At 70.0% G+C, this 18,508-nt stretch carries 18 protein-coding genes; 14 read left to right on the forward strand and 4 right to left on the reverse strand.

The features are described from left to right. Window positions 1-76 precede the first annotated feature (76 nt). From AB4112_RS31660 to AB4112_RS31670, 3 genes are all read left to right on the forward strand, one after another. Window positions 77-514: a nucleoside deaminase gene (locus AB4112_RS31660; RefSeq protein ID WP_309795715.1), complete on the forward strand. Its 438-nt coding sequence runs from the start codon at window positions 77-79 to the stop codon at window positions 512-514. 146 nt (window positions 515-660) lie between these two features. After that, window positions 661-900 carry a hypothetical protein gene (locus AB4112_RS31665; protein ID WP_309794950.1) on the forward strand — a complete coding sequence of 80 codons (240 nt, stop codon included), beginning with the start codon at window positions 661-663 and terminating at the stop codon, window positions 898-900. Between the two features lie 270 nt (window positions 901-1,170). Next, window positions 1,171-2,631, forward strand: coding sequence for a DUF6438 domain-containing protein (locus AB4112_RS31670; protein WP_441725636.1), 1,461 nt, complete (start codon window positions 1,171-1,173; stop codon window positions 2,629-2,631). On the opposite strand, the gene AB4112_RS31675 is transcribed toward AB4112_RS31670, so the two are convergent. After that, complete coding sequence (locus AB4112_RS31675; RefSeq protein ID WP_441725639.1) at window positions 2,628-3,545, reverse strand: PhzF family phenazine biosynthesis protein; 918 nt, start codon at window positions 3,543-3,545, stop codon at window positions 2,628-2,630. The genes AB4112_RS31670 and AB4112_RS31675 overlap by 4 nt on opposite strands. A 75-nt stretch (window positions 3,546-3,620) precedes the next feature. On the opposite strand from AB4112_RS31675, the gene AB4112_RS31680 reads away from it, so the two are divergent. Both AB4112_RS31680 and AB4112_RS31685 read left to right on the forward strand, forming a co-directional pair. Beyond that, window positions 3,621-3,920, forward strand: coding sequence for an ArsR/SmtB family transcription factor (locus tag AB4112_RS31680; RefSeq protein WP_441725642.1), 300 nt, complete (start codon window positions 3,621-3,623; stop codon window positions 3,918-3,920). 61 nt (window positions 3,921-3,981) lie between these two features. Next, on the forward strand, window positions 3,982-4,473 hold the full coding sequence (locus AB4112_RS31685; RefSeq protein WP_441725645.1) for a GAF domain-containing protein: 492 nt from the start codon (window positions 3,982-3,984) through the stop codon (window positions 4,471-4,473). Between the two features lie 3 nt (window positions 4,474-4,476). Here the strand turns inward: AB4112_RS31685 and greB are convergent, their stop codons facing one another. Beyond that, window positions 4,477-5,028 carry a transcription elongation factor GreB gene (gene greB / locus AB4112_RS31690; protein ID WP_309794955.1) on the reverse strand — a complete coding sequence of 184 codons (552 nt, stop codon included), beginning with the start codon at window positions 5,026-5,028 and terminating at the stop codon, window positions 4,477-4,479. A 78-nt stretch (window positions 5,029-5,106) separates the two neighbouring features. Next, entirely contained in the window at window positions 5,107-6,366 is a 1,260-nt protein-coding gene (gene purD, locus AB4112_RS31695) for a phosphoribosylamine--glycine ligase (protein WP_441725649.1), read from the reverse strand. 60 nt (window positions 6,367-6,426) lie between these two features. On the opposite strand from purD, the gene xseA reads away from it, so the two are divergent. Next, window positions 6,427-7,932: an exodeoxyribonuclease VII large subunit gene (gene xseA / locus AB4112_RS31700; RefSeq protein WP_441725652.1), complete on the forward strand. Its 1,506-nt coding sequence runs from the start codon at window positions 6,427-6,429 to the stop codon at window positions 7,930-7,932. A gap of 22 nt (window positions 7,933-7,954) precedes the next feature. Here xseA and mepA read toward each other — a convergent pair whose 3' ends face one another. Next, on the reverse strand, window positions 7,955-8,818 hold the full coding sequence (gene mepA, locus AB4112_RS31705; RefSeq protein WP_441725655.1) for a penicillin-insensitive murein endopeptidase: 864 nt from the start codon (window positions 8,816-8,818) through the stop codon (window positions 7,955-7,957). Window positions 8,819-8,987: 169 nt separating this feature from the next. Between mepA and AB4112_RS31710 the strand changes: the two genes are divergently transcribed. The 8 genes from AB4112_RS31710 to AB4112_RS31745 all read left to right on the forward strand — a co-directional run. Then, window positions 8,988-10,334: a TldD/PmbA family protein gene (locus AB4112_RS31710; protein WP_309794959.1), complete on the forward strand. Its 1,347-nt coding sequence runs from the start codon at window positions 8,988-8,990 to the stop codon at window positions 10,332-10,334. Between the two features lie 515 nt (window positions 10,335-10,849). Further along, the gene (locus tag AB4112_RS31715) at window positions 10,850-11,014 is read left to right on the forward strand and encodes a hypothetical protein (protein ID WP_309794960.1); all 165 of its coding nucleotides are present in this window, start codon (window positions 10,850-10,852) and stop codon (window positions 11,012-11,014) included. Between the two features lie 195 nt (window positions 11,015-11,209). Continuing rightward, the gene (locus AB4112_RS31720) at window positions 11,210-12,826 is read left to right on the forward strand and encodes a calcium-binding protein (RefSeq protein ID WP_441725659.1); all 1,617 of its coding nucleotides are present in this window, start codon (window positions 11,210-11,212) and stop codon (window positions 12,824-12,826) included. A 270-nt stretch (window positions 12,827-13,096) separates the two neighbouring features. Next, on the forward strand, window positions 13,097-14,731 hold the full coding sequence (locus tag AB4112_RS31725; RefSeq protein ID WP_441725662.1) for a calcium-binding protein: 1,635 nt from the start codon (window positions 13,097-13,099) through the stop codon (window positions 14,729-14,731). A gap of 265 nt (window positions 14,732-14,996) precedes the next feature. Next, window positions 14,997-15,797 carry a UDP-2,3-diacylglucosamine diphosphatase gene (locus AB4112_RS31730; protein ID WP_309794963.1) on the forward strand — a complete coding sequence of 267 codons (801 nt, stop codon included), beginning with the start codon at window positions 14,997-14,999 and terminating at the stop codon, window positions 15,795-15,797. A 43-nt stretch (window positions 15,798-15,840) separates the two neighbouring features. After that, window positions 15,841-16,845: a glycosyltransferase family 4 protein gene (locus AB4112_RS31735; protein ID WP_309794964.1), complete on the forward strand. Its 1,005-nt coding sequence runs from the start codon at window positions 15,841-15,843 to the stop codon at window positions 16,843-16,845. Window positions 16,846-16,867: 22 nt separating this feature from the next. Then, a complete protein-coding gene (locus AB4112_RS31740; protein WP_441725666.1) occupies window positions 16,868-18,139 on the forward strand; it encodes a 3-deoxy-D-manno-octulosonic acid transferase in 1,272 nt (423 codons plus the stop codon). A 13-nt stretch (window positions 18,140-18,152) separates the two neighbouring features. Beyond that, the coding region (locus tag AB4112_RS31745; RefSeq protein ID WP_441725669.1) for a tetraacyldisaccharide 4'-kinase at window positions 18,153-18,508 on the forward strand (356 nt) is incomplete at its 3' end.

Consider the following 18,508-nt stretch of genomic DNA (forward strand, 5'->3'; position numbering starts at 1 on the left):
GTTAGCGCGAAACGCAAGGATCTGACCCGTGCCCGACCCGACCCCCGATCCCACCCCCGATCCCGATGACGGCTATATGCGCCTCGCCCTCGACGAGGCCGCGGCGGCGGCGGCGCGTGGCGAGGTGCCGGTCGGCGCGGTGCTGGTCGAGGCCGCGACCGGCGCGGTGCTGGCCCGGGCCGGCAACCGGGTGGAGGAGTTGGCGGACCCGACCGCCCATGCCGAGGTGCTGGCGATCCGCGAGGCCGGGCGACTGCGCGGCCGGCCGCGGCTGCCGGATTGCGACCTCTACGTCACGCTCGAGCCCTGCGCGCTGTGCGCCGGCGCCATCTCCTTCGCCCGGCTGCGCCGCCTGGTGTTCGCCGCCACCGACCCCAAGGGCGGCGCGGTGCTGCACGGCCCCCGCTTCTTCGAACAGAAGACCTGCCACCACCGGCCCTTAGTGGAACAGACGCCTCCGCATGGCGCCGAGGCGGGCGAGTTGTTGCGGGCGTTCTTCCGGGCGCGGCGGTAGCGGGCTGGCCGGGCGCGACGTTTACAAAACGATAACTTCACATCCGGGCTGCGCCTCGTATCGTCTGGCCGGTCCCGGCGCGGCAAGCCGACCGGGCCCGAGAGTGCACGCAGGATCGCCTGCAGCCGGCTTGCCGAGGCCGTCCGATGAAGCTGTGGAAGATCTCTCAGGACGTGAACGACGAGACCGACACCTACGACTCCGCCATCGTCGCGGCCGAGACCGAGGATGCCGCCCGCCGGATCCACCCGAACCGGATGCCGCTGTCCTGGCGCTTCAGCCGGGGCACATGGTGCCTGCCGGAAGAGGTGAAGGTGGAGCTGATCGGCGAGGCCCGGGCCGGCATCCGCGGCGGCGTGATCCTGGCGAGCTTCAATCCGGAATAGCGATCGATGCAGCCGCCGCCGACGGATGCCATCGGTGCCGCGGCAGGGCCCTCCGCGAACGTCATTCTCTCTCGCCAGTCGGGCGGTGACGAGATCCCCGCTTCGGGGGGATGACGAAGGGAGGCGAGAGGCGCCGTCAGGCGCGCCGGCTGGTCACGGCCGGGATCATCTGACAAGACTATCGGGCCCTCGGGGGAGGGGCGATTTCAGAGAAGCCATATCATGCATCGGCTATTGACCGGGATTGTGGTCCGCTCGCTTGTCGCAGCCATGTTCACCCTGATCGTCGCCGGATGTGTGGCTGAGCCGCCAAAGCCGCCATCGGCTCAGCTTCCCGATCCCGCGTCCAAGCCGAACGCGGCGGTTGCATCGTCTGGGATAGTGGCCGCGATTCCACAATCTGCCGATCTAGGGCCAGTGATCAGCCTTTGGTGGGTCGATCACCGTCGGACGGGACAGGACTTCGTTCGTGTCGCGGGGGGTGATCCCGATGGAAGCTCGGTTCGGCTTGCCATTGTCATCGACCCTACAGGGGCCGTGCGGTCCGCGAAGGCGACCGAGGGCTTCGCGCCGGCTTTCGCCGCGGCGGAGGCCCAGGCGATGCATTGGCGCTACACCCCCTATCTCCGTGGCGGTCGAGCCGTGTCCGCCTCATTCGAGGACAGCATCAAGGTCCTCCCTCCCGAAGTCCAGCCGACCCGGCGCGTTCGTTTTCCCGAGGTGACGGATCAGAGCCGCGTCCGAATCCGGCTCGAGAGAAGTGGATGCTACGGCTCCTGTCCGGCCTACAGTGTGGAGATCGGGGAAGATGGGATGGTTACCTACGAGGGCATGGATTCGGTTCTTTTGCAGGGGCGGTACGAAACCCGGATTCCTCGCCAAGCCGTCACTGCGTTGATCGAAAAATTCAGACACGCAGATTTTTTCTCTCTGGATGACAAGTACTTCACACCTGTCACGGATGTGCCGTCCTACAACACATCTTTTGAGATCGATGGGCAGTCGAAGTCCGTTGACGACTATTGGGGTGTCGAGACCGGCATGCCGGGCAGCGTCGTCGATCTGGAGAACGAGATTGACCGCGTCGCCGGTACCGACAGATGGGTGCATGGCAGTGAAGAAACCATCGCGCTGTTGAAGGCCGAGGGCTTCGATTTTCATTCCGTGAAAGCAACCAATTTGCTTGCCGCAGCAGTAGGGGGCGAGAAAGTCGGTTTCGTCCGAGGCCTACTGGCTGAGGGAACTTCGCTGAACGCGCTTGCGCATCTTGTACCGGATGGAAGCACGTCCGTGTTGAGGTCAGCCGGAAAAAACGATGAGATCTCGATGGTCCTTATCGAGGCTGCTTTGCAGCGCGGGACGCGAATGGACCGGACCCAGGCTCTCGGCCTGGCGTCCAGCCTGGGAGATATCAGCCTCATCCGGCGCCTGCTGGCCCATGGTGCCGATGTCAACGGCGACCTCGGGGAAGGCCGGACGCCGCTCATGCGCGTCTACTCCGCCGAAGCGGTGCGGGTGCTGATCCGAGCGGGGGCGCGCGTCAATGCCCGGACCCGTTCCGGTGACACTCCTTTGCTGAGCGCCAATTCGGAAGATGCGGCATTGGCGCTGCTTGCCGCTGGCGCAGACTCCAAGGCGGAAGACAGTCAGGGTCTGCCGCTCCGCGAGCGGGCGAAGCGGGATGGCTGGACCCGCCTTCTCGCGAAGCTTGACGCCCTGCAGCCCTCCTAGACCTCCGCCTCGCCCTTCAGCACCGGGACGCAGCCGCCGCCGACGGTGGCGCGCACCCCGTCGGCGCCGCGGCGGGCGGCGACGTGCAGCAGGCTGGGGCGACCCATCTCGACGCCCTGGGCGATCTCGGCCCGGCCGCTCTCGGCGCCGGACAGCGACAGCAGCAGCGCGCCCAGCGTGGCGTTGGCGCTGCCGGTCGCCGGGTCCTCATAGGTGCCGGACAGGGGCGCGAACATCCGGGCGCGGATGCGGGCGCCTGCGGCTGCGGCGATATCAGGCGCGGCGGCGTCGCGGGCATAGAGGTGCAGCGACAGCCGGCGTTCGATGCCCGGGAATTCGGCCTGGGTGCGGCGGAAGGCGGCGATGTCGGGGGTGGCACGGGTCAGCGCCTCGCCGGTCACCTCGACCAGCACGAAAGGGATACCGACGCTGGCCAGCACCGGGCGGTGCACCGTGGTCAGGATATCGCCGGGGGCCAAGCCGACGCAGGCGGCGATCGCCTCGGGCGGCAGCTCCATCAGCGTGGTCAGCGGCTGCGGTGCGGCGATCACGGCGCCGGTGACGGCCCCGGCCGCATCGCGCTCGACCCGCACCTCGACCAGGCCCGACAGCTCCTCGAACCGCAGCACGCCGTCGCGGTCCAGCCCGTGGCGGGCCAGCACGCAGCCGGTGCCGACATTGGGGTGGCCGGCGAAGGGCATCTCGTAGCTGCGGTTGAAGATCCGCACCCGCGCGGTGTGGGCCGGGTCCTCCGGCGGCAGCACGAAGGTGGTCTCGCTCAGGTTGAACTCGGCGGCCAGGGACTGCATGTCGGCATCCGACAGGCCGCGCGCATCCGGGAACACCGCCAGCTGGTTGCCGCCGAAGCGGCGGTCGGTGAACACGTCGACGGTTTCGAAGGCGTAGCTGGGCATGGCGGATCCTCGCATCCGGGCGGTCGGGCAGCCCCCGAGTCTTGACATGGCATCGTTGATTGGCAAAGTACCGAAATGTACCCAGTCAATCTCTACCGTGCTTTGGCCAATGAGCGCCGCCTGCAGATCCTGGACTGGCTGAAGGACCCCCGCGCCCATTTCCCGCCGCAGGCCGATGGCGACCTGGTCGAGGACGGCGTCTGCGGCGTGTTCATCGCGGAGAAGCTGGGCATCAGCCAGCCGACGCTGAGCGAGCATATGCGGGTGCTGGTCCAGTCCGGCCTGGTGGCGCCGAAGCGGATCAAGCAATGGACCTTCTACCGGCGCGATGAAGACCAGATCCGCGCCGCCCGCGCGCTGGTCGATGGTCTCTGAGGCTTTCCGCCGGGCGTTCGCGTGCTTATGTTTCAATCGACCCGACACCAAGGCCTGACCGATGTTCCAGACCGCCCGCCTCGATCCCGCCCTGCCGAAGGCCGAGGCCTATCGCGACCTGCTCTCCCAGGCCGAGGGGCTGTTCCATGGTGAGACCGACGCCATCGCCAATGCCGCGAACCTGTCGGCCCTGATCTTCAATGGCCTGCCGGATCTGAACTGGGCCGGTTTCTACCTGCTGCGGGACGGGGGCGAACTGGTGCTCGGCCCGTTCCAGGGCAAGCCGGCCTGCATCCGCATCCCGCTCGGGCGTGGGGTCTGCGGCACGGCGGCGGAGCGGCGGCAATCGGTGCTGGTGGAGGATGTCCACGCCTTCCCCGGCCACATCGCCTGTGACGCCGCCTCGCGCTCGGAGCTGGTTGTACCGCTGCTGCAGGATGGGAAGGTTCTGGGCGTGCTCGACCTCGACAGCCCGCTGCCCGGGCGCTTCGACGCCGAGGACCAGGCCGGGATCGAGGCTCTGGCCGCGTTGTGGGTCAAGTCGAGCGCCTGACGCTCAGCTGTTCCCGTAGCGGATCTCCAGCACCTCGGCGGTCTCGATCCCGCCGGGTGTGCGGATCTCGATCACGTCGCCCTCCTGCGTCCGCGCCAGGGCGCGGGCGAGGGGCGAGATCCAGCTGATGTCGCCGGCATCCGCATCGGTCTCGTCGATGCCGACGATGCGCACGGTGCGCTCGCGCTCCTGGCTGTCCACATAGGTCACGGTGGCGCCGAAATAGACCCGGTCGCGGTTGGTCTGGCGCGCCGGGTCGACCACCTCGGCGATCTCCAGCCGCTTGGTCAGGAACCGCACCCGGCGGTCGATCTCGCGCAGCCGCTTCTTGCCGTAGATGTAGTCGCCATTCTCCGACCGGTCGCCATTGCCGGCGGCCCAGGACACCACCTCGACCACCTTCGGCCGCTCGACCCGCCACAGCTGCTTCAGCTCGTCCTGCAGCCGCTGGAAGCCCTCCGGCGTGATGTAGTTCTTCGATCCCGCAGGCAGTGGGGCTGGCGCGTCGTCCAGCTCCTCCTCGGTCTCGCTCTCTTTGGTGAAGGCCTTGCTCATCTCGCCACTTTAGCAACATTCCGGTCGCATACATGTTGGGTTCGCATGCCGCGAACCCAACCTACGCGTGCCTGATGGTCAAACGGCGATGTCCCGGCGGCAGAAGCCTTCGGGCCAGTCGATGCGGTCGACCGCCTGGTAGGCGCGGGACCGGGCTTCGGCGATGTCGGCGCCCAGCGCCGTCACCGCCAGCACCCGGCCGCCCTGGGCGGTGACGGTGCCGTCGGCATCCGCGGCCGTGCCGGCGTGGAACACGATGGTGCCGGGCACCTCGGCGGCGCGGTCGAGCGCCCGGATCGGGCTGCCCTTGCCATAGCTGCCGGGATAGCCCTTCGCCGCCATCACCACCGTCACCGCCGCCTCCGGCCGCCAGCGCAGGGTCAGGTGGCGCAGGGTGCCGTCGGCCGCGGCCAAGAGCGCGGTCAGCAGGTCCGAGTTCAGCCGCGGCAGCAGCGTCTCGCATTCCGGGTCGCCGAAGCGGACATTGTGCTCGATCAGCTGCGGCCCGCGGTCGGTCAGCATCAGCCCGGCGAACAGGATGCCGCGGAACGGCGTGCCCTCGGCCTCCATGGCGCGCAGGGTCGGCTGCACCACCTCGTCCAGGATCCGGGCCTCCAGCTCCGGGGTCGCCAGCGGGTGCGGCGACACCGCGCCCATGCCGCCGGTGTTCGGGCCCTCGTCATGGTCATAGGCGCGCTTGTGGTCGCGGGCGGTGGCCAGCGGCAGCGCGGTCTCGCCGTCGCACAGGGCGAAGAAGCTCAGCTCCGGCCCGACCAGGCATTCCTCGACCACGATCGAGGCGCCGGCGGCGCCGAAGCCGCCTTCGGTCAGCATGGTGTCGACCGCTTCCTGCGCTTCTTCGACCGTCGTCGCCACCACCACGCCCTTGCCGGCGGCCAGGCCGTCGGCCTTGACCACGATCGGCGCGCCCTCGGCAGCGATGTAGGCCTTCGCCTCGGCCGCATCGGTGAAGCGGCGGTAGCGCGCGGTCGGGATGCCGTATTTGGCGCAGAGGTCCTTGGTGAAGCCCTTCGACCCCTCCAGCGCCGCCGCCGCGGCGCTCGGCCCGAAGGCCTTGATCCCGACCTCGGTCAACCGGTCGACCAGCCCGGCCACCAGCGGCGCCTCCGGCCCGACCACGACGAAGTCGATCGCCTCGGTCCTGGCGAAGGTCACCAGCCCGTCGATGTCCTCGATGGCGATCGGCACGCAGGTCGCCTGCTGCGCGATGCCGGCGTTGCCGGGGGCGCAGTAGAGGGTGGTGCACAGGGGGGAGGCGGCGATCGCCCAGGCCAGGGCATGTTCGCGGCCGCCGCCGCCGACCAGAAGGATGCGCATCGCAGAACCCGCTCTCGATCTCTTGCTCAAGTGGCAGCGGTTTAGCATGGTGGCCGCAGCATGACCGAGCAAAACGACACCACTCAGCCCCCCGCGGGCCGCCCCGGCTCCAACCTGCCGGAATTCACCATCGCCGAGCTGACCGGCGCGCTGAAGCGCACCATCGAGGGCGAATTCGGCCTGGTCCGCGTGCGCGCCGAGATCGGCAAGGTCACGGTGCCGCGCTCCGGCCACGTCTACCTGACGCTCAAGGACGACAGCGTCACCCTCGAATCGGTGATCTGGAAGGGCCAGGTGCCGCGGCTGATGGTGCGGCCGGAGCAGGGGATGGAGGTGATCTGCACCGGCCGCCTGACCATCTACGGCTCGCGCTCGCAGTACCAGATGGTGATCGAGCAGATGGAGCTGGCGGGCGAGGGCGCCATCCTCAAGATGCTGGAGGAGCGCCGCCGCCGCCTGGCCGCCGAAGGGTTGTTCGAGGCCGCGCGCAAGCGGGCGCTGCCGTTCCTGCCGGCGGTGATCGGCGTCGTCACCTCGCCGACCGGCGCCGTCATCCGCGACATCCTGCACCGCCTGGCCGACCGCTTCCCGCGCCATGTCCTGGTCTGGCCGGTGGCGGTGCAGGGCGAGACCGCGGCGGGCCAGGTCGCCGCGGCGATCGAAGGCTTCAACGCGATCGCGCCGGGCGGGCCGGTGCCGCGGCCCGACCTGCTGATCGTCGCCCGCGGCGGCGGCAGCCTGGAAGATTTGATGCCGTTCAACGAGGAGATCGTGGTGCGCGCCGCCGCGGCCAGCGCCATCCCGCTGATCTCCGCCGTCGGGCACGAGACCGACACCACCCTGATCGATTTCGCCTCGGACCGCCGCGCCCCGACCCCGACCGCGGCGGCGGAAATGGCGGTGCCGGTGCGGGCCGAGCTGCTGGGCCGGGTGCTGGACTGCTCCCGGCGCCTCGAGGCCGGCACCGCCCGGCTGTTCACGGAGCACCGCACCCGGCTGGACGCGCTGCGCCGCGGCCTGGGCGATCCGGCCCGGCTGATCGAGACCGCGATGCAGCGGCTGGACGACCGCGGCGAAAGGCTGGACCGCGCCGCCGCCGGCAGCGTCGAGCGGCAACGAGCCAGGCTGGCCGAACTCGGCGCCCGGCTGCCGCATCCGCGCCGCCAGGTGGCGGAGACGGCGCGCCACCTGGCCCAGCTCGGCGACCGGCTGGCCGCCCTCGGCCCGCGGCTGGCGCACCGCCCGGCGGAACGCTTCCAGGCCCTGTCCGGCCGCTTCGGGCCCGAGCCGGTGCTGCGCGCCCTGGCCGACCGCACCACCCGCCTGGCCGCCGCCGGCCGGCTGCTGGAGAGCTATTCCTATGTCGACGTGCTGCGCCGTGGCTATGCCCTGGTGCTGGACCCCGCCACCGGCCATGCCATCGGCTCGGCCCAGGAGGCGACGCCCGGCCGCGCCGTGTCGATCCGCTTCCAGGACGGCGAGGCGCCGGCGGTGATCGGCGGCAGCAAGCCCCACAAGCCGACCCGCCCGGCCGAGCCGAAGCCGGAGCAGGGGTCGCTGCTCTGACGTCGATGCGGGCCGCCTGAGGTCAGGGCGCGGTCAGCACCGCCCGGCAGGCGGCGGGCATCGGCGGCGGCACATAGGGCTTGCCGCCCTTGCGCGGCACCGGCGGCTTCATCGGGAACCACGACATCAGGTCGGCGCCGCAGCCGTCGCCGGCCGCCGTCGGCGCCTGCTCCTGGCACAGCGGGCTGCCCGAGGGGCAGCCGATGCGGATGTGCAGATGCTCGTTGTGCCCGGTCCAGGGCCGCACCTTGCCCAGCCACGACCGGTCGTCCCAGGACATGGCGCACAGCTCGCGCTTGATCGCCGGGTGGATGAAGATCCGCTCCGTCCGCGGCTCGGTGGCGGCCAGGCGGATCAGCTGCGCCTGCTGCGCCGACAGGGCGCCGCGCGGGATCACGTCGGTCCAGGGGCCGGTGATGTAGTCCGGCTTCAGCGTCTCGCGCTGGTCGCGCGGCAGCTGCGGCAGGTCGAGCCGCAGCCAGATGTCGGCATCCAGCCCGATCTCATGCGCTGCGTGGTCGGTGATCGGGCCGCCGCGCGGCTGGCCCATATCGGCGATCAGCAGCGGCGGCAGCCCGGCGGCGGCGGCGCGGCGGCCCAAGTCCTCCAACGTCGCGACCAGGTCGGGGTGGCCCCAGTTGCGGTTGCGGCTGAGCCGGATGATCTGGTAGCCGGGCCCTTCCGGCGGCAGCTGCACGGCGCCGGCGATGCAGCCGTTGGAATAGCTGCCGATCGGCTGCGGCGCGCCCTGCGACCCCATCCGCACCTGGCTCCAGGCAGGGTCCTCGCCCGCGGCACCGGCTGGGCCGGCCGCCAGCAGCCAGGCGGTGGCGGCCAGCCCGGCGGCGGCCCGCAGCACGCCCGTTGCGATCCGTTCCCCGATCACGCTTCCCTCCGATCCCATCGACTCGTGCTGCGAGGATGCGCGTCTCCGCGGCGGAGATGAAGCCTCCCTGGAGGGACGCTGAACTGCGACCCGGTGGCCTTGGACCTTGCCGCGGCGGGGGGCGCGTCGCTACATGACAGGGATGTCCCTGGAACCGACGGACCGCACGATGCCCGATACGCGCGACGAGACCCTCGACCTGCTGTCCGGCCTGATCGCCAAGGCCAAGCGGGCCGGCGCCGACGCCGCCGACGCCGTGCTGTTCGACAGCACCTCGATCTCGATCAGCCACCGCCTTGGCAAGGTCGAGCATGTCGAACGCTCCGAGGGCGGCGACCTCGGCCTGCGCGTCTTCATCGGCAAGCGCATGGCGATGGTCTCCTCCTCCGACCGCAAGGCGGCGACGCTGGACGAGATCGTCGAGCGCGCCGTGGCCATGGCCCGGGTGGTGCCGGAGGATCCGTTCTGCGGCATCGCCGACCCCGTCGAGCTGGCCACCGTGCTGCCCGAGCTCGACCTGGTCGATCCGGCCGAGCCTTCGACCGAGACCCTGTCCGAGCGCGCCCGGGCGGCGGAGGAGGCGGCGCTGGCGGTCAAGGGCGTGACCAATTCCGAAGGGGCGAGCGCCAGCTTCGGCCGCAGCATGGCGGCGATGGTCGCCAGCAACGGCTTCTCCCGCGTCACCGGCTCGACCGGCAGCAGCATCTCGGTCTCCGCCATCGCCGGCGAGGGCACGGCGATGGAGACCGACTACGACCACACCAGCGCGGTGCATGCCGAGGACCTCGACGCGCCCGACGCGGTCGGCCGCAGCGCCGGCGAACGCGCCGTGGCCCGGCTGGGCGCCCGCAAGGCGTCGACGGCGCGGGTGCCGGTGATCTTCGACCCGCGGGTGTCGCGCAGCCTGCTCGGCCACCTCGTCGGCGCCATCAACGGCGGCGCCATCGCCCGCGGCACCAGCTTCCTGAAGGAGAGCATGGGCCAGGCGGTGTTCGCCCCCGGCATCGAGGTGATCGACGACCCGCACATCCGCCGCGGCCTGCGCTCGCGCCCCTGCGACAGCGAGGGCGTGGCCAACCGCCGCCGCGCCCTGATCGATGACGGCCGGCTGACCACCTGGCTGCTCGACCTCCGTTCCGCCCGCCAGCTCGCCCTCACCCCGACCGGCCATGCGGTGCGCGGCACCAGCGGCCCGCCCGGCGCGTCCCCGTCGAATGTCTACCTGGCACCCGGCAGCGCCACGCCGGCGGAGCTGATGGCCGACATCGCCGACGGCTTCTACGTCACCGGGCTGATGGGGTCCTCGGTCAACGGCGTCACCGGCGACTACAGCCGCGGCGCCAACGGCTTCTGGATCGAGCGCGGGCGCATCACATACGCGGTCAACGAGGTCACCATCGCCGGCAACCTGAAGGACATGTACAAGGCCCTGGTGCCGGCCGACGACCTGGTCCACCGCTACGGCATGGACGCGCCGACGGTGCGGATCGACGGCATGACGGTGGCCGGGCGGTAAGAGACCGACCGGAAGCGCGCCCGATCCTCGACAGGCCCCTTCCCGACGGGGCGGCTAGCCGGCCCCGCGCAAGGGCCGGCTAGTCCTTTCACTTGCCTTCGGCATCGGCCCGTTCACCGGCCCCGCCGGGGAATTGCGGGTGGTGACCATCGGCGGGGTGCAGCTGGTCTGCGGCGACATCAATGGCGACCGGCAGATCGACTTCGCCATCAACGTCATCTCCGACCATGCCCTGACCGCGGCAGACTTCGTGTTGTAGCTCCCGGGCGTCGGACGGCGTCCGGGGGCGGCTTTCCCTTTGTACGGCCCGGCGAGAAGGAATTCATTCCCCTCGTCTGGCCGCGGCTGCATATCATACTATTGCATGAGAATTTATCTGTATTGAGCGAGTCGGGGCCCGGCGCCGATCTCATCTGCGCATCCGACACCGTCCTTCGTGCGGCGAGAGGCTTCGCCCGAACAAGAGACGGCCGCCCAGGCCGCGCCAGGATCGGGCCAACAGGGAGAGCATTTCCGTGGCGGTTTTCAGCGTTCTCAGCGGCACCGGCATCGACAGCAACAACGACACCATCGGCGGGGTCCAGCTGGTCGCTGCCGACACCAATGGCGACCGGCAGCCCGACTTCGCCATCAACGTCACCTCCGACCATGCCCTGACCGCGGCAGACTTCGTGTTGTAGCCCGGCTTGGTTCCCGGGCGTCGGCAGGCGCCCGGGAACCGGCCTTCTCTTTCCGCCGGGCGGGATCGGCGCCCTCGAATGGCGCCGCATCCGGCCCAATCGCTTCTCATCCGGATCCGGGTGTCCGACCTCGAACCAGACGGCGCCAACGCCGCAATATCGGGCCACCGGAGACATCAGCAAGGGGGAACTTCCATGGCTGTCTTTTCCGTTCTCAACGGCACCGGCCTCAACGGCGCGGGCATCCAGTTCGGGACGCTGTCGCAGATCGCGTCCTCGGGCATCGCAGGCATTCCGATCATCACGCCGTTGATCGGCACCGTCTCCTTCAACGACACCGGGGTACTGTCCATCACCGGGGCCGCGATGTCGTTCATCTTTCCGAACACCTTCGGCGGCACCGTCAACAGCCTGACCTACAGCAAGCCGGGGATCACCCCGATCTTCTCGATCACCGGCATGAGCACGCCGCTGGCGGATGTGGCCTCGGGCTTCCTCACCCCCGGCGGCGAGTTGGCGGCACTGGCCATCATCTTCTCCGGGGCCGACACCATCACCGGTTCCAGCCAGGCCGATTTCCTGATCGGCTTCGACGGTGCCGACACCATCAACGGCGGCGACGGCAACGACACACTGCGCGGTGGCGCCGGCGGCGATGCCCTGAACGGCGGGAACGGCTCGGACTTCGCCAATTACCAGGGTTCGAGCCAGGAGGTCTTCGTCGACCTGCAGGCCGGCCTGGTCTTCAGCGGCGATGCCACCGGCGACACGCTGACCAGCATCGAGAACCTCTACGGCTCCAGCTTCGGCGACACCATGTCCGGCGACGCCGGCAACAACATCATCGGCGGCGAGAACGGGGACGATCTGCTCGATGGCCGTGCGGGTGACGACGGCCTGGGCGGCGAGGCCGGCAATGACATCCTCAACGGCCGGGACGGCAATGACCGGCTGGTGGGTGGCGACGGGACCGACACCCTCTCCGGCGACGCCGGCAATGACTCGGCCGATGGCGGCGCCGGCAACGATGGCGCCTTCGGCGGTGCCGGCAACGACACGCTCTTTGGCGGCGCCGGCGACGACAATCTCGACGGCGGCGACGACAACGACGTCCTGCAGGGCGCGGCCGGGATCGACACCCTCGCCGGGGGCGCCGGCGCCGACACCCTTTATGGCGGCGATGGCGACGACACCCTCGATGGCGGCGATGGCAACGATGTCCTGATCGGGGGCGCCGGGATCGACGGGCTGACCGGCGGCGCCGGGATCGACACCGCCTACTATGCCGCCTCGGCATCGGCGGTGACGGTGGATCTGGCCGCCGGCACCGGCCTGGGCGGCGACGCCCAGGGCGACACCCTGACCGGCGTCGAGCAGGTGGTCGGGTCGGCCTTCAACGACGTGCTCCGCGGCGACGCCGGCGCCAACACCCTGTGGGGCCTGGCCGGCGACGACACGCTGACCGGGCGCGCCGGCGGCGACCTGCTGAAGGGCGGGGCCGGCAACGACACCTTCGCCTATGCCGTGATCGGCGACAGCACGGTGGCGGCGGGGGGCAAGGACGTGATCGCCGACTTCACCACCGGCGACAAGATCGACCTGTCGGCGATCGACGCCAACGGCGCCGGGCCCGGCAATGGGGCCTTCATCTTCGGCACCGGCGCCTTCACCGGCGTGGCCGGGGAATTGCGGGTGGTGACCATCGGCGGGGTGCAACTGGTCGCGGCCGACACTACTGGCGACCGGCAGATCGACTTCGCCATCAACGTGATCTCCGACCACGCCCTGACCGCGGCAGACTTCACCTTGTAGCGCGACCTGGGCCCGGGTGCCGCAAGGCATCCGGGCCACCGGCGCCGGCCCGATGTGAGAACCCGGCGAGTCTTTTCGCTCGCATTCGCCAGGCCTGCATACTATGATATTAGATAGAAATTTATACGTATCCGATATTTCGAATGGCGAGGTTTGCCTTGCCGCGAAAGCTCCCGGCTTGCGGGGGCGCTGATCGAACTCAACAGACCCGATCCACGACGGCCCGTCGCGGCCGCGATTTCAGGATCGAGGCCAACAGGGGGAATTTCAGTGGCGATTTTCTCGGTTCTCAACGTCACCGGCATCGACAGCAACGGCGACTTTCTCGGCGACGGCATCCAGTTCGGATCGCTGCACAACGTCGCGTCCTCGGGCGTCGCGCTGGCGCCGCCCCCGGTGTTCACGCCGCTCGGCGGCACGGTCTTCTTCAACGACCTGGGCTCGCTGACGATCGTCGGCACCGGCCTGGGCTTTTTTCCGCCGGTCCTCGTCACCGGCACGGTCACCTCGCTGACCTACACCAAGCTGCTTCCGGTGTTCTCCATCACCGGCACCAGCGTGCCGCTCGCGGACCTGGCCACGGCGTTCCTTCTCGGCGGTGACGAGTTGACCCTTCTCGCCACCGTATTCTCGGGCGACGATACCATCACCGGGTCGTCCATGGCCGACAGGCTGTACGGCTTCGCCGGCAACGACATCATCCTGGGCAGCGACGGCAACGACACCCTGCGCGGCGGCGCCGGCATCGACATCCTCGACGGCGGCAACGGCTCGGATTTCGCCAACTACCAGGGCTCGGCCGCGGGGGTCAATGTCGACCTCTCGACCGGCATCAACACCGGCGGCGACGCCCAGGGCGACACCCTGACCAGCATCGAGAACCTCTACGGCTCCAGCAATGCCGACCACCTGACCGGCAACAGCGGCGCCAACATCATCGGCGGCGAGAACGGCGATGACGTCCTGGTCGGCAATGGCGGCGACGACGCCATGAACGGCGAGGCCGGCAACGACAATCTCGACGGCGGCGACGGGGCCGACCGGCTGGTCGGCGCTGCCGGCACCGACACCATCCATGGCGGCACTGGCGTCGACTCGATCGACGGCGGGGCCGACAACGACACCCTGTTCGGTGATGACGGCAACGACACCGTCGCCGGCGGCGACGGCGACGACCAGATCGACGGCGGGGCCGACAATGATGCCCTCTATGGCCAGGCCGGCGCCGATGTCATGGGTGGTGGTGACGGTAATGACGTCCTGCGCGGCGGCGATGGCGGCGACACCCTGAACGGCGGCACCGGCAACGACGTCCTGGAAGGGGATGGCGGGGCCGACGCGCTGAATGGCGGCGACGGCATCGACACGGCCTATTACGCCAACTCCGCCTCCGCGGTGACGGTGAACCTGGCCACCGGTGCCGGCGTTGGCGGTGATGCTCAGGGCGACACCCTGTCCGGCATCGAGCAGGTGCTGGGGTCGGCTTTCAACGACGTGCTGACCGGTGATGCCAGCGCCAACACGCTGCAGGGCCTGGGCGGTGACGACACCCTGACCGGTGGCGGCGGCGGCGACCTGCTGAAGGGCGGCGCCGGCAACGACACCTTCGTCTATCTCGTGATCGGCGACAGCACGGTGGCGGCGGCGGGCAAGGACGTGATCGGCGACTTCTCCACCGGCGACAAGATCGACCTGTCGGCGATCGACGCCAACGGCGCCGGGCCCGGCAATGGGGCCTTCATCTTCGGCACCGGCGCCTTCACCGGCGTGGCCGGCGAGTTGCGGGTGGTGACCATCGGCGGGGTGCAACTGGTCGCGGCCGACACCAATGGCGACCGGCAGCTCGACTTCGCCATCAACGTCGTGTCCGACCACACCCTGACCGCGGCGGATTTCACGCTGTAGCCCAGGCCTCGGGCCGGCCCTCCCCCGGCGGTGCCGCGGGGAGGGCCGGCCGAGCGTCTTGGGACATGCTGGCCGCGTTCAGAAAAGATTCACATCCCCGACGAAACAAATCGAAACAACCGGCATCAAACCGGGCCCGAGAAAGCACTCGTGACCGTTTTATTAAGTTTATCCAGTGCAGAATCACCGGTTGCATCTATATGTTGTTCCCGAACGGCGTCTCGTTTATATGGACGGTAGGCGACCGCTGAAGGATTGACGGCCCATGGAGCAGGTGACGCGCTATCGCACCATCTGGATCTCGGACGTCCATCTCGGCACCCGGGCCTGCAACGCCAACCTGCTCCTCGATTTCCTGAAGCACACCGACTCCGACGCGCTGTATCTGGTCGGCGACATCGTCGATGGCTGGCGGCTGAAGAAGAGCTGGTACTGGCCGCAGCAGCACAACGACGTGATCCAGAAGCTGCTGCGCAAGGCGCGCAAGGGCACCCGCGTCCTGTTCATTCCCGGCAACCATGACGAGGCCGCGCGCCAGTTCGTGGGCCAGAGCTTCGGCGATGTCGAGGTGGCCGAGGACTGCCTGCATGTCACGGCGGATGGCCGCCGCTTCCTGGTGATCCATGGCGACCAGTTCGACGTGGTGGTGCGCTACGCCAAATGGCTGGCCCATGTCGGCGACAAGGCCTACGAGCTGCTCCTGCACCTCAACACGGCGCTGAACCTCGTGCGCCGCCGTCTCGGCTTCTCCTACTGGTCGCTCTCGGCCTATATGAAGCAGCGGGCGAAGCGTGCGGTCGAATTCGTCGGCCGGTTCGAGATCGCCCTGGTCGAGGAAGCCAAGCGGCGGGGCGTGGACGGGGTCATCTGCGGCCACATCCACACCGCCGAACTGAAGGACATGCAGGGCATGACCTATGTGAATGACGGCGACTGGGTGGAGAGCTGCACCGCGCTGGTGGAGCATGACGACGGCCGCCTGGAGATCCTGCACTGGGCGGAGATCGTGGCGGCCCGCGACGCCGTCGCGCCGCAGCCGGACCTGAAGCCCCGGCGCGCCGCTTGATCCAGGCGGAGTTCGGCTTCCAGGACATGCGGGCCAGGGCTTGATGCGCATCCTGATCGTCAGCGATGCCTGGCTGCCCCAGGTCAACGGCGTCGTGCGCACCATCGAATCGACGCGCGACGAGCTGCGCCGCCGCGGCCATGTGGTCGAGGTGGTGGGGCCCGACCGCTTCGCCTCGATCCCGTGTCCGACCTATCCCGAGATCCGGCTGGCCATCGGCCAAGGCCGGCGCATGGCGCGGCTGATCGACGGCTTCGACCCCGACGCCATCCACATCTCGACCGAAGGCCCGCTGGGCTGGGCGGCGCGGCGCTACTGCATCCGCCGGCGGCTGTCCTTCACCACCTCGTTCCACACCCAGTTCCCGGAATACGTCCAGCTGCGCACCGGCATGCCGCTGGCCTCGACCTATGCCCTGCTGCGGCATTTCCACCGTGCCGCCGCCGCCGTGATGGTGGCGACCGACACGCTGGAGCGGAACCTGGCCAGCCGCGGCTTCCGCCGCCTGGCGCGCTGGAGCCGCGGCGTCGACACCCAGCGCTTCCAGCCGGCCCAGCGGCCCGGCCAGGGCTTGAAGCACGAGCGGCCACGCCACCTCTATGTCGGCCGGGTGGCGGTGGAGAAGAACCTCGACGCCTTCCTGTCGCTGCCGCTGGACGGCGAGAAGGTGGTGGTCGGCGGCGGCCCGTCGCTGCCGGCCTTCCAGGCGAAGTACCCCGGCGTCACCTTCACCGGGTCGAAGGACGGGCAGGAGCTGGTCGACGCCTATGCCGCGGCCGACGTCTTCGTGTTCCCGTCGCGCACCGACACCTTCGGCCTGGTGATGCTGGAGGCGCTGGCCTGCGGCGTGCCGGTGGCGGCCTATCCGGTGCAGGGCCCGGCCGATGTCATCGGCGACGCGCCGGTCGGCCGGCTCGACGAAAATCTGGGCATCGCCATCACCGAAGCCTTAAAAGTGTCATCAGAGGATTGCCGTTCTTTCGCACTGCGCTATTCCTGGGAGGCATGTACAGATCAGTTCCTGACCCATCTGCACCCGTTCCGATGACCCTGACCCCCTTTGGCGGCCGATGATCTACGCGCTTTACCGCGGCCTGACCGATGCCGCCGGCCCCCTCGTGCCCCTGCTGCTGGCCCGGCGCACCCGCGCCGGCCGCGAGGATCCTGCTCGTCGCGGCGAGCGACTCGGCAATGCCAGCCTGGCCCGGCCGCCCGGCCCGGTGATCTGGGTCCATGCCGCCAGCGTCGGCGAGGTGCTGTCGGTCCAGGTGCTGGTGCGGCGCCTGCTGGAGCGTGACCCGCGCATCTCGGTCCTGGTCACCACCGGCACCGTGACCTCGGCCCGGCTGGTGGCCGAGCGGCTGCCCGACCGCGCCGTGCACCAGTTCGCGCCGATGGACCGGATGGCCTTCGTCCGCCGCTTCCTCGACCATTGGAAGCCGGATTTGGCGATCTGGGTCGAATCCGAGATCTGGCCGAACATGCTGACCGAGATGGAGACCCGCGGCCTGCCGATCGCCCTGGTCAATGCCCGGATGTCGGAGCGGTCGTTCCGGCGCTGGCGCCGGCTGCCGCGGCTGATCCGCCGGCTGCTCGGCATCTTCCGCGTCATCCTGCCCTGGGATGAGCGGTCGGCCCGCAACTTCCGGGCCCTGGGCGCGCGCGGCGTCGGCACCGTCGGCAATCTGAAATTCTCCTCCGACCCGCCGGACGCGGACCTCGAGGAGCTGGCGGCGATGCGGGCCGCGATCGGCCGCCGCCCGGTGTGGCTGGCGGCCAGCACCCATCCCGGCGAGGAGGCGCAGATCGCCGAGGCGCACAAGGCGCTGGCGGCGAAGCGGCCGGGCCTCTTGACCATCCTGGCGCCGCGCCACCCCGACCGCGGGGCCGAGATTGCCGGGCTGGTCGAGGGGATGGGCCTGCGCGCGATCCGGCGCAGCGAGACGGCCCTGCCGGAGGCCGGCACCGACGTGCTGGTGGCCGACACCATCGGCGAGATGGGGATCTGGCTGCGGGTGTGCCCGGTCAGCTTCATCGGCGGGTCGCTGGTGCCGTTCGGCGGGCACAACCCGATCGAGGCGGCGCAGCTGGGCGCGGCGCTGGTCTATGGGCCGCACATGACCAACTTCCCCGACATCACGGCGCAGCTGGGCCAGGCCCGCGCGGCCATGCCGGTGGCCGATGCGGCGGCGCTGACCGTCGCGGTCGGCCGGCTGCTGGACGACCCGCTGGAGCGCCGGCGCATGGCCCGCGCCGCCGCCGCCGTGGCCCAGCGCAACCGCGGCGTGGTCTCGACCGTGATGGCGACGCTGGAGCCGCTGATCACCCCGATCCTGGCATGAGGGCGGGCGGGGCATGAAGACCCCCGGCTTCTGGTATCGCCCGGAAGCCACGGCGGCCGCCCGCCTGCTGGCGCCCGCCGGCGCCCTGTACGACGCCGCCTCGCGGCTGCGCCGGGCCTGGGTGACGCCGCAGCGGGCGCCGGTGCCGGTGGTCTGCATCGGCAACCTGGTGGCGGGCGGCGCCGGCAAGACCCCGGTGGCCCTGGCTCTGGCGCGGCGTCTGGCCGAGATCGGCATCACCGCCCACACCCTCAGCCGCGGCCATGGCGGGTCGCTGGCCGGCCCGGTGCGGGTCGACCCGGCGGTCCATGGCGCGGCCGAGGTCGGCGACGAGCCGCTGCTGCTGGCCCGCGCGGCGCCGGCCTGGGT

It is taken from the genome of Inquilinus sp. 2KB_23, from assembly GCF_052115705.1.
Classification (GTDB): domain Bacteria; phylum Pseudomonadota; class Alphaproteobacteria; order DSM-16000; family Inquilinaceae; genus Inquilinus; species Inquilinus ginsengisoli_A.

Excerpts from the sequence above, each read along its gene's own strand:
- AB4112_RS31660 (WP_309795715.1), top strand. The coding sequence starts at position 77 with ATGCGCCTCGCCCTCGACGAGGCCGCGGCGGCGGCGGCGCGTGGCGAG.
- AB4112_RS31665 (WP_309794950.1), top strand. The coding sequence starts at position 661 with ATGAAGCTGTGGAAGATCTCTCAGGACGTGAACGACGAGACCGACACC.
- AB4112_RS31670 (WP_441725636.1), top strand. The coding sequence starts at position 1,171 with ATGTTCACCCTGATCGTCGCCGGATGTGTGGCTGAGCCGCCAAAGCCG.
- AB4112_RS31675 (WP_441725639.1), bottom strand. The coding sequence starts at position 3,545 with ATGCCCAGCTACGCCTTCGAAACCGTCGACGTGTTCACCGACCGCCGC.
- AB4112_RS31680 (WP_441725642.1), top strand. The coding sequence starts at position 3,621 with ATGTACCCAGTCAATCTCTACCGTGCTTTGGCCAATGAGCGCCGCCTG.
- AB4112_RS31685 (WP_441725645.1), top strand. The coding sequence starts at position 3,982 with ATGTTCCAGACCGCCCGCCTCGATCCCGCCCTGCCGAAGGCCGAGGCC.
- greB (WP_309794955.1), bottom strand. The coding sequence starts at position 5,028 with ATGAGCAAGGCCTTCACCAAAGAGAGCGAGACCGAGGAGGAGCTGGAC.
- purD (WP_441725649.1), bottom strand. The coding sequence starts at position 6,366 with ATGCGCATCCTTCTGGTCGGCGGCGGCGGCCGCGAACATGCCCTGGCC.
- xseA (WP_441725652.1), top strand. The coding sequence starts at position 6,427 with ATGACCGAGCAAAACGACACCACTCAGCCCCCCGCGGGCCGCCCCGGC.
- AB4112_RS31710 (WP_309794959.1), top strand. The coding sequence starts at position 8,988 with ATGCCCGATACGCGCGACGAGACCCTCGACCTGCTGTCCGGCCTGATC.
- AB4112_RS31720 (WP_441725659.1), top strand. The coding sequence starts at position 11,210 with ATGGCTGTCTTTTCCGTTCTCAACGGCACCGGCCTCAACGGCGCGGGC.
- AB4112_RS31730 (WP_309794963.1), top strand. The coding sequence starts at position 14,997 with ATGGAGCAGGTGACGCGCTATCGCACCATCTGGATCTCGGACGTCCAT.
- AB4112_RS31735 (WP_309794964.1), top strand. The coding sequence starts at position 15,841 with ATGCGCATCCTGATCGTCAGCGATGCCTGGCTGCCCCAGGTCAACGGC.
- AB4112_RS31740 (WP_441725666.1), top strand. The coding sequence starts at position 16,868 with ATGATCTACGCGCTTTACCGCGGCCTGACCGATGCCGCCGGCCCCCTC.